The sequence below is a fragment of the uncultured Veillonella sp. genome (genome assembly GCF_915069625.1).
Lineage (GTDB): Bacteria > Bacillota > Negativicutes > Veillonellales > Veillonellaceae > Veillonella.
Window position 1 is genome coordinate 1 of sequence record NZ_CAJZFD010000071.1, and the last position, 9,587, is coordinate 9,587.

A 9,587-nucleotide genomic window follows, 5' to 3' on the forward strand; every position below is an offset into this window, starting at 1 on the left:
TTATAGAGTAAAAGGTTTTTTTCCTAAGCACTTTAAATATGTTAGCCTATTTAAATCTTACCATAAACCTACATAAAATAAGGAATCATAAGCATCTAGTTAGTTTGGTATATATTAAGGTTATGTTAGACTTATATAAATATATATAGCTAAATGATGTTATATAAAAAGATAGTTGTATTAGATACTAAACATTATTTAAGAGTTTATTTGTATATACTCCTAAGGTTAATCATTAATAAGCTTAAAAAACATAGTTTAAACATTTACATATATTAAGTTGTATATAGTGAGATTAACTAGGTTACATAAATTAAATTAGAATTATAAGGTTAGATAAATTGAGTTAAATATTGTGTAATGGACTGGATTACATAATATGAAACGATAGGATCTGTTGATTGATTAATTTAAAGGCTTATTTGGATTGAAATGTAAATAAACTAGCTTGTAGATATATAGGCTGGTTTTTTATTTGTTTTTAAATTACTTCCGATAACGATATATTATCGGAAGTAATTATATGAAGAAAATTGGGCCTATATGGCCCAATCCCTTATGTTATATAGTTTTTTTACTTATTAAGCTTATTTGCGTTTAAATGTGTATGGTTCGTATTCTACATCATTATGACGGTTAGTCCACCAGTTCCAACCGATTCTTGCAAGCTTCCATGCAATGAAGCCTACGATAATGCCCAATACTAAGCCTGTTAATACATCTGTTGGATAATGTACAAATAGATATACTCTAGAAAATGCTACTACTAATGACCCAAGTAATGCTATAATTCCCAAATATCGCTTCTGAGGCGCTATTTGACTCAAGCCTAGGTAAATGGTCATGGCAGATGCAAATGAACCAAAACTATGGCCTGACGGGAATGAATAACTATTTGCTTTTGGTAATGCAGACTCTAATGGTACTGTTACATTAGGAAAATCTACAAATGGTCTTAATCGAGCTACATGTGGTTTTAAACCTTGGTCACCGATGATAAATACAAATCCTAATGCAATTATTATCGCAATGCCTAATACACGATATTTTTTCTGTAACATCAATAATAAGGCAATGACAATCCATAAGGCACCGCTGCCAGTAATTTTTGAAATAAATGCCATAATTGGTGTTAAAAAACTATATACAAGATGGTCATGTACATAGAAGATCAAGGAGTGATCAAATTGTAAGATTGTGTCCATAGTTTCCTCTTCTATTTAACTAAATGATAATTATTGAGAATGATTGAGAATAGATTATATCCTCAATATTCTGTATTGGATTTCCATATACATTGTAATATGTATATATTGGTTTCTCAATTACATCCAAATAATAGCCTAAACTATTTATACCTCATGGTCAATAGTTTAGGCTATATTTAATAAAATCTTTAATTATGGTTTCTTTTTATCTGATTTTTTAGTTGAACCTTCAGGTGGCATTGTTATGATCGTATCTACTGGGTCATATACAGATTCAAAGGAATCAGTTTGGGTTACCCAGTTACCATATGTTATGGTTCTATACGTATTCATTGTTAGCCCTACATGCCCTTCTTGTACTTCTTTTTCTTTTAAAGACGGATCTACGCGTGTAATTGTCTTATTTGGTATTTCACTACGATCACCAACTGAAATAGATACATTTTTAGGCTTGTCTTGAGCAGTACCTATAATATAGATGGTTAGTGTACCATGATTCATCACACTGAGGATATAAATGGATTGCTGGTATGGATTTCTAAACTTAAAGTCTAAATAGCCCCATGCTACTGTAGCATCACGACCAGCTTGAATATATCTAACAGGTTCAAAGTGAGGTGTACGTTCTACAATATTCATGCCAGATAATAATGCTGTATTAAAGATGGTAGAACTAACTTGGCAAATGCCACCACCAATACCTGGAACTAATTTGCCATCAATCATTACCGGTGCATCATCATAGCCAGCCTCAGCAGTACGCTCGCCTACAACATCGTTAAAGGAGAATACTGCACCAGGTTTAATCAATGTACCATTGATTTTATCAGATGCGAGTTGAATATTATGTGTTCTGCTTTCATTATTTGGATCAAAATCTGTACTAAAGGATGCTAGAACGGTATTTAATGGTTTTAAATCAGAATCAGTAACCTTAATAGTATTTTTGGTGGTAAATACCATAGATAGAGATGTGATGCTTTCTCCAGATTGTAATTGATCCTTAAGGTTTTGTAAGGTTGCATCAATATCAATGCGTTTACCTTCTTTAGCAGGATGGAATACAACTTGACCATTCTCAATAGTTAGATATGCATCATGTCCTGGCGTATCAATTGATTTGGCAAGTTCTGTAAGGTAAGTTTTGCTTTTTACCTCGTCTAGCTTATATTGTGGTTTAAAATGTTGGCCATAATATAAGGCATTAAATCTATGTGAAAGTAATGTCCACCAATCATCTTCATACCCATATGTAGAAATAGCTTTTACTACAGCCTCTGTATCTACTTGAATACCTAAATCATGATACGTAGCCTGTTGTTTTTTATTATTCCCCATATAAATGGATATAGTCTGTTGTGGTATTTTACTATTTAGCTCTTGGATTCGAGCTTGTAATTCACCCTTTGGTGTATTAGATAGATCTGTGTCATTGTAAAATACGCCATACGATATATTTTCTGTTGGGATGTATGAGCAGCCGCTCGTACTCAGCAGGACAAGCATAGTCCCTAATATTATATATTTTTTACTCATTGTATTATAAACTCTCCCAAATTAGTCATTATATTCTCTAATTATAGCATATAAGTACCTATTCTATGGTACAATTATATTGATATTTTTAGGGGTAAGGGTGAATTATGTCAGAGTCTAAGGAACAACAAAAACATTTCTATTTGCGCAATAACGATGCGCTTATGAATAGTACAAAGTTGTCTATGAAAGCAAAACAAAGTATATTGCTATCTAAGGCTGAAAATACTGTGGATGCTTATGAATCGGATTGGGACGATTTCGTAGATTGGTGTACCTATCAAAAGGTATCTTATTTTCCGGCTACACCAGAAACCATAGTAAACTATATTAATGATCTTGCTGATTATGCTAAGGCAAATACGATTTCTCGTCGTATTAGCGCTATATCTGAGAATTATAATGCGTCTGGGCATCGGGATAATCCATGTATGGCACCTATCGTAAAACAAGCGTTACGGGGTATTAGACGTTTAAAAGGTACATTCCAACAAGGTAAGACACCAGTCCTATTAGAGGATATTGAAGATATTTTAGATTGTATGACCAAGCTAGATGTACCTGAATTACAACTATTACGTGATAAAGCTATTCTTTTAATCGGATTTATGGGTGCTTTTCGGCGTAGCGAAATTGCGGCTATTACAGTAGAACATCTTCAATTCTCTCCACAAGGTGTCGAGATTTTTGTCCCATCATCTAAAGCTGACCAAGAAGGTCAAGGTGCTGTAGTGGCGATTCCGCATCTATCTGGTTCTCCTTTAGACGCAGTTCGCGCCTTACAGCAATGGTTACGTGCATCTGGTATAACAGATGGTCCTGTATTTAGAGGTTTTACTAAAAATATGTCGTTACGTAAAACAGCTATATCAGATAAGATGATTGCCGAAATCGTAAAGAAATATATTTCTCTTATCGGTCTTGATCCTGCCATGTATGGAGCCCATAGCTTGCGTCATGGCTTTGCAACGACTGCCGCAGCTTATGGTGTGGAAGAACGTAATATTATGAGACAAACACGCCACCATAGCGTAAATATGGTTCGTCGTTATATTAATGAAGCGAACAAGTTTGTAGACAATCCTATTTCAACAATCTTTGAAAAGCGATTTAGATAACAACTATTAATCACTTGATTTAGATAATAACTATAAATCGGTTAATAACATACATGAAACAACAAAAAGCAGCTATCTCTATTGAGTAGCTGCTTTTTCGTGTGGGTTACACCCATATATATTTAGTTTTGAGCCACATAGTCCAAAGCTCTAACTGGACTATCAGTTTTATGTGCTGGTACCTTTAAAACTGTACCAGGTACAAGTGTACCAGAATCACTGATGTTATTAAGTTCTTTCATGGCATATACCATTTCACGAACATCCATATCTTTATGAGCTGTGCGAGCTGCAATATCCCACATTGTATCGCCTGCTTGTACCTTTACTTCGCGTACTGCATGTGTATTTGCATCTGTTACAGGGTTTGTCATATTATAACCAAATAATACTGTTAAGCACATTCCTAGCATCATTAATATATTTTTCATCTCATACCTCACATTTACATCGAACATAATATCTGAGAACATTTGTTTGTTTACATGCATATAATAGCACACGAACGAATGTTCGGTCAAGAGTTTTAGAACAAATGTTTGCAAAAACTTTTAAAATTGCCTATAATAAGTATGTAAGTTAGTAATTATCTTACTTTTTCATTATATAGCATGACATGTGTTATTTTTTACGCATATAAATATTGACATTACATTGACTTTGGAGGTTCATCGTGAGACGCCCTGCTACAGATATTAATACTAAACAGCGCCGTATATTAGATTTTATTAAAGATTCACTACATAATGAATATCGTTGTCCTACTGTTCGTGAAATCTGTACACATGTAGGGCTTAGTTCTACATCTACTGTACAATCTCATTTGAATGCTCTTGAAAAGTTTGGTTATATTAAACGAGATCCTAATAAAAACCGTGCTATTACTGTTTTAGAGGATACAAAACCTTCTATTTCTGTAGCTGGTAATGAAACTTCAAGCTCTGATAACTTTGAATTTTTAGGTGCCGGTCTAAAACAAGTACCTCTCATTGGTACTGTTCAAGCTGGTATGCCTATTACTGCAGTTGAAAATTTAGAGGCTACCCTTACATTGCCTGTTCAATTGACTGGGGATTCTGATTGCTTTTTACTTCGCGTTCAAGGCGAATCTATGATGAATATCGGTATGTATGAAGGCGATATGCTTATTGTACGCCATCAAAATACTGCTAATAATGGTGATGTTGTTGTAGCTCGTATTGATGATGAAGCTACTGTAAAACGTTTTTATAAAGAAAATGGACATATTCGTTTACAACCTGAAAATGATGATTTTGATCCTATTATTGTGGATGATTGTCATATTGAAGGGCTTGTAATCGGTCTTGTACGCGATAGAATTTAATAAAGAACGGCTACATATTATATTGTAGCCGTTTTATTTTGCTTTATTTCTACATGATGTTTTAGTATTAACTCTCTTATACAGATAAAAAAACAGTAGCTACATATGATAGCTACTGTTTTTAGTATCTCTATATTTTATTTTACATATTCAGCTAAAGCTTTATCAATATATGCTGCTTCTTCAGCACTAGGATCACACATCGGTAAATTAAATACACCCGCAGGTAAACCAATTTTACGAGCTGCATATTTAACAGGAATTGGGTTTGTAGTGATAAACATCGCTTTAATGATATCTGCTAAGCTTTGATGAATACGAAGTGCTTCGTGATTATGACCTGATTCATAAGCTTGAATCATAGTATTCATATCTTTGCCAGCCACATGGGACACTACGGATACTACACCACAAGCACCTACTGATAACATTGGTAATGTAAGTCCATCATCCCCACTGTATACCATAAAGTCTTCTCCTGGCATTAAGCGTTTGATTTCAGATGCAATCATAAGATTGCCACTAGCTTCCTTAATAGCACATACATGTGGATATTCACTATGTAATTGTGCTAATGTTGTAGGAAAAATTCCTGTTCCAACACGGCTTGGTACATTATATACCATGATTGGAAGCGTAGTAGCCTCTGCAATAGCTTTAAAGTGTAAGTATTGGCCTTGTTGATTTGGCTTATTGTAGTAAGGTACTACAACCAATAAACCATCGATTCCATCAATTTTAGAAACTTCTTTCACAAATTCTACAGAAGATTTTGTGTCATTTGAACCAACGTTAGCAATAATAGAACCTTTATGACCACATTCTTTAGCAATAGCTGTAAATAATGCTAATTTATCCTCTTTAGACATGGATGGATTTTCCCCTGTTGTACCACATACAACGAGGCCATCAGAGCCATTATCTAACAAATGATTAGCGATAGCTACACTATTTTCTATGTTTAAGGATCCATCATTATTAAATGATGTAATCATAGCCGTTAATACTCGACCAAAGGTTTTCATATCTGTCCTCCCCTTGATAGATTAAAATGCTTGTTTTTCTACCAAGTACTCAGCAATTTGCAACGCATTAAGTGCTGCACCTTTACGAATTTGGTCCCCTACAATCCAGAAATTCATACCTTTGTCGTTATATAAGTCTTTACGAATACGGCCGATTTCACAGTCGTTTTGATTAGATGTATATAATGGCATTGGGTAAATTTGTTCTGCAGGATTATCTTTTACTTGTAAACCAGGGAATTTCTCACATGCTGCTTTGAAAGCTTCTACAGAAACTGGTTCTGCTGTTTCTACTAAAACAGATTCAGAGTGGGAACGATACACTGGAACACGTACAGTAGTTGGTACAACTTGAATTGTGTCGTCGTGAAGAATTTTTTGTGTTTCATGAACCATTTTCATTTCTTCTTTTGTGTAATCATTGTCCAAGAACACATCAATTTGTGGTAAAAGGTTAAATGCTACAGGATAATGTTTAGGTGCAGAACCTGTTGGTAATAAGTTTGCAGTCATTTCTTCGCCGGCTGTATATTGTTTTACTTGATTTTCAAGTTCTTCAATACCTTCTTTACCTGCACCAGATACTGCTTGATATGTACTTACTACAATGCGTTTAATTGGAGAAAGATCATGAAGTGGTTTCAAACCTAAGCTCATAATAATAGTGGAGCAGTTAGGATTAGCAATGATACCTTTATGTTTTAGAATATCCTCCGGATTTACTTCTGGTACTACGAGAGGTACTTCAGGATCCATACGGAATGCACTAGAGTTATCAATAACGATAGCGCCTCTTTTAGCTGCTTCTGGTGCTAATGTTTTAGAAATAGAACCACCTGCAAATAGAGCGATATCAATATTTTCAAAAGATTCAGGTTTAGCTTCCTCTACTACATATGTTTTACCATTAACGGTAAGTTCAGTACCTGCAGAACGAGCAGATGCTAACAACTTTAGATTTTCATATGGGAAATTACGCTCTTCAATAAGTGTAATAAATTCAGCACCTACTGCACCAGTAGCACCAAGAATTGCAACATTAGGTTTTTTCATTACTATATCTCCTTGCTCTTATATTATAAATAATGCTCTAAGCCGTATGTTAGACCAGCTTTAGTACTAATTTTTTTACATGCTAATACTACGCCTGGCATAAAGGAAAGACGGCTTAAACTATCGTGACGAATTGTTAATGTTTCATCATAGCCACCAAATAGTACTTCTTGGTGAGCTACGTAACCAGGTAAACGAACGCTGTGAATGGTTACGTCATCAACCTTAGCGCCACGAGCACCTGGTAAACTTTCACGAGTTAAATCTTCTGCTGCAGTTGCATTAGCAGCTTGTTTAGCTTCGTTAATTAATTTAGCTGTTAAAATAGATGTACCGGATGGAGCATCATATTTATGGTTATGATGAAGCTCAATAATTTCTACATTAGGGAAATATGGAGCCAATTCAGCAGAAACCTTCATCATCATAACTGCACCAAGAGAGAAATTAGGTGCTACAAGGCAATTGGCATTATTCTTACGACCAATAGCATCTAATTCGTCGCGTTGTTCCGCTGTTAAACCAGTAGTACCAATAACTACATGAATGCCTGCGGATAACATCTTTTCAGCATTTTCATAGATGACAGCAGGATTTGTAAAATCTACAATAACATCAGGTTTATTTGTATCAAGTACCTCATCGATGGAGGCATTCATTGTAATACCTAATTGTTCGATGCCCGCTACGGAGCCTACATCTTGACCTGCCTTAGTAGGATCGATACCACCTACTAATGTTAATTCAGGATCATTATGTACTGCTTTGACTACTTCGCGGCCCATTTTACCGCCAGCGCCATTTACCATTACTCGAATCATATATACCTCCAAAAAAGCCAGTGGATGCATCCACTGGCCTTATAGTTTATATAGCTTATAACTGTTACTAAAAGCTCAATGATAGCACTCCACCAATTCAAATTGATGACAGTCGTCTATCTATTAAATAGACAACCAGAACGATGAGTCGCAATCACCGAACTTCGGCAAGCATCCCTTTTATCATGGATCAATGCATGCCGGCTCCTCATGATTACTCTTTATACTCGCACCTCTATCAACATATTCACTTAATACTATTAGTATAAGTAATTATGCGATTTTAGTCAATTAAAATGGTCAATTAGTTCTTTAGCTGCTGCCAATGCAGTGGAAGACATGCCTCGACCAGACATCATAGAAGCAATTTGTGTAACTCGTTCCGCTTCATTAAGTACCGACAATGTTGAAACAGTACGATCATCTTGCTCAATTTTAGCCAAATGGTAATGTTGCTTTGCAATACTTGCTGTTTGAGGTAAATGAGTAATACAGAATACTTGATTAGTCTTAGAGAGATGTAGGATCTTTTCAGCAACCTTTAAAGCTATATCTCCACTAATACCAACATCAATTTCATCAAATACCATTGTCTTGAACGTATCACTACGGAAGACAGATTTGAAGGCTAATGCAATGCGAGCTAATTCGCCACCAGATGCTACTTTGTGAAGTGGTAACAATTGTTCCCCCTTATTGGCAGAGAATAGTAGTTCAATAGATTTTGCACCTAAAGCTGATAAGCCGTCCCCATCCTCTATATGGAATTGAATCTCTCCTTTTGGCATGCCTAGGTCTACTAATTCCTGATGTAGAGCGTTAGCAATGACTTTTGCATTTTTTAGACGTATGTCACGTAAAACTGTTAAAGATTCTTCTGCGACCTTTTTCGCCTCTTCAAGACGAGCTTCTAATTCGTCTTGTGCAAATACAAGGCCTTCTAGTTCCTCTAAACGAGCTTGTGCCTTTTCTTCGTATGCCAGAATTTCTTCTACAGTTTCACCATATTTTTTCTTTAAGCCGTAAATAGTTGTATCTCTATCTTGGCAATACTTATAGCGTTCTTCGTCATAGCTAATAGTATCTCTATAACGATCTAACGATTGAGCCGCCTCTTCCAGTTGGAAATAAGCAGAATCAACCATTTCAGATACTTCTTTCAGTTCACCATCATATTTTACAAGGTCATTAACTTCTACCTTAATAGAGTTGATCGTGTCTAGTAATGGTTGGCGACCATTATAAAAGGCATCATAACAAGAACCTAAAACCTTATCAATATGTTCAAAACTATCGAGTCGTTTTAATTCCTCTGCAATAGAAACATCTTCACCGATTGTAAGTCCTGCTTCTTCAATCTCATCGATTTGGTATCGTAGCATATCGAGCTCTCGCGCTCGTTCAGACATATTTTCTTGTAAATGATCTACATCTTGTTTGGCTTGTTTATATACTTTATAAGCATCTAAATAGCTCTTGTA

The 9,587-nt window shown here is 35.3% G+C and carries 9 protein-coding genes and 1 riboswitch; of the genes, 2 read left to right on the plus strand and 7 right to left on the minus strand.

The features are described from left to right. Positions 1 to 587: 587 nt before the first annotated feature. Together QZ548_RS05090 and QZ548_RS05095 are read right to left on the minus strand one after the other, a co-directional pair. Positions 588 to 1,205 carry a phosphatase PAP2 family protein gene (locus QZ548_RS05090; RefSeq protein ID WP_295868837.1) on the minus strand — a complete coding sequence of 206 codons (618 nt, stop codon included), beginning with the start codon at positions 1,203 to 1,205 and terminating at the stop codon, positions 588 to 590. Between the two features lie 195 nt (positions 1,206 to 1,400). Continuing rightward, on the minus strand, positions 1,401 to 2,744 hold the full coding sequence (locus tag QZ548_RS05095; RefSeq protein WP_295868840.1) for a VanW family protein: 1,344 nt from the start codon (positions 2,742 to 2,744) through the stop codon (positions 1,401 to 1,403). A gap of 107 nt (positions 2,745 to 2,851) precedes the next feature. On the opposite strand from QZ548_RS05095, the gene QZ548_RS05100 reads away from it, so the two are divergent. Continuing rightward, complete coding sequence (locus tag QZ548_RS05100) at positions 2,852 to 3,862, plus strand: site-specific integrase (protein WP_295825345.1); 1,011 nt, start codon at positions 2,852 to 2,854, stop codon at positions 3,860 to 3,862. A gap of 122 nt (positions 3,863 to 3,984) precedes the next feature. Here QZ548_RS05100 and QZ548_RS05105 read toward each other — a convergent pair whose 3' ends face one another. After that, the gene (locus tag QZ548_RS05105; RefSeq protein WP_295868843.1) at positions 3,985 to 4,293 is read right to left on the minus strand and encodes a LysM domain-containing protein; all 309 of its coding nucleotides are present in this window, start codon (positions 4,291 to 4,293) and stop codon (positions 3,985 to 3,987) included. Positions 4,294 to 4,535: 242 nt separating this feature from the next. Here QZ548_RS05105 and lexA point away from each other — a divergent pair, with 242 nt between their 5' ends. Further along, positions 4,536 to 5,207, plus strand: a complete 672-nt coding sequence (gene lexA, locus QZ548_RS05110; protein ID WP_295868846.1) for a transcriptional repressor LexA — start codon at positions 4,536 to 4,538, stop codon at positions 5,205 to 5,207. A 137-nt stretch (positions 5,208 to 5,344) separates the two neighbouring features. Here lexA and dapA read toward each other — a convergent pair whose 3' ends face one another. The 4 genes from dapA to QZ548_RS05130 form a co-directional block, all read right to left on the minus strand. Further along, the gene (dapA, locus tag QZ548_RS05115) at positions 5,345 to 6,232 is read right to left on the minus strand and encodes a 4-hydroxy-tetrahydrodipicolinate synthase (protein WP_295868848.1); all 888 of its coding nucleotides are present in this window, start codon (positions 6,230 to 6,232) and stop codon (positions 5,345 to 5,347) included. 21 nt (positions 6,233 to 6,253) lie between these two features. Then, complete coding sequence (locus tag QZ548_RS05120; RefSeq protein WP_295868851.1) at positions 6,254 to 7,285, minus strand: aspartate-semialdehyde dehydrogenase; 1,032 nt, start codon at positions 7,283 to 7,285, stop codon at positions 6,254 to 6,256. A gap of 23 nt (positions 7,286 to 7,308) precedes the next feature. Next, positions 7,309 to 8,106: a 4-hydroxy-tetrahydrodipicolinate reductase gene (dapB, locus tag QZ548_RS05125; protein ID WP_295868854.1), complete on the minus strand. Its 798-nt coding sequence runs from the start codon at positions 8,104 to 8,106 to the stop codon at positions 7,309 to 7,311. A gap of 74 nt (positions 8,107 to 8,180) precedes the next feature. Further along, positions 8,181 to 8,352: riboswitch (Lysine riboswitch) on the minus strand. A gap of 41 nt (positions 8,353 to 8,393) precedes the next feature. After that, a partial coding sequence (locus QZ548_RS05130) for a DNA repair protein RecN (protein WP_295868857.1) occupies positions 8,394 to 9,587 on the minus strand: 1,194 nt, incomplete at its 5' end.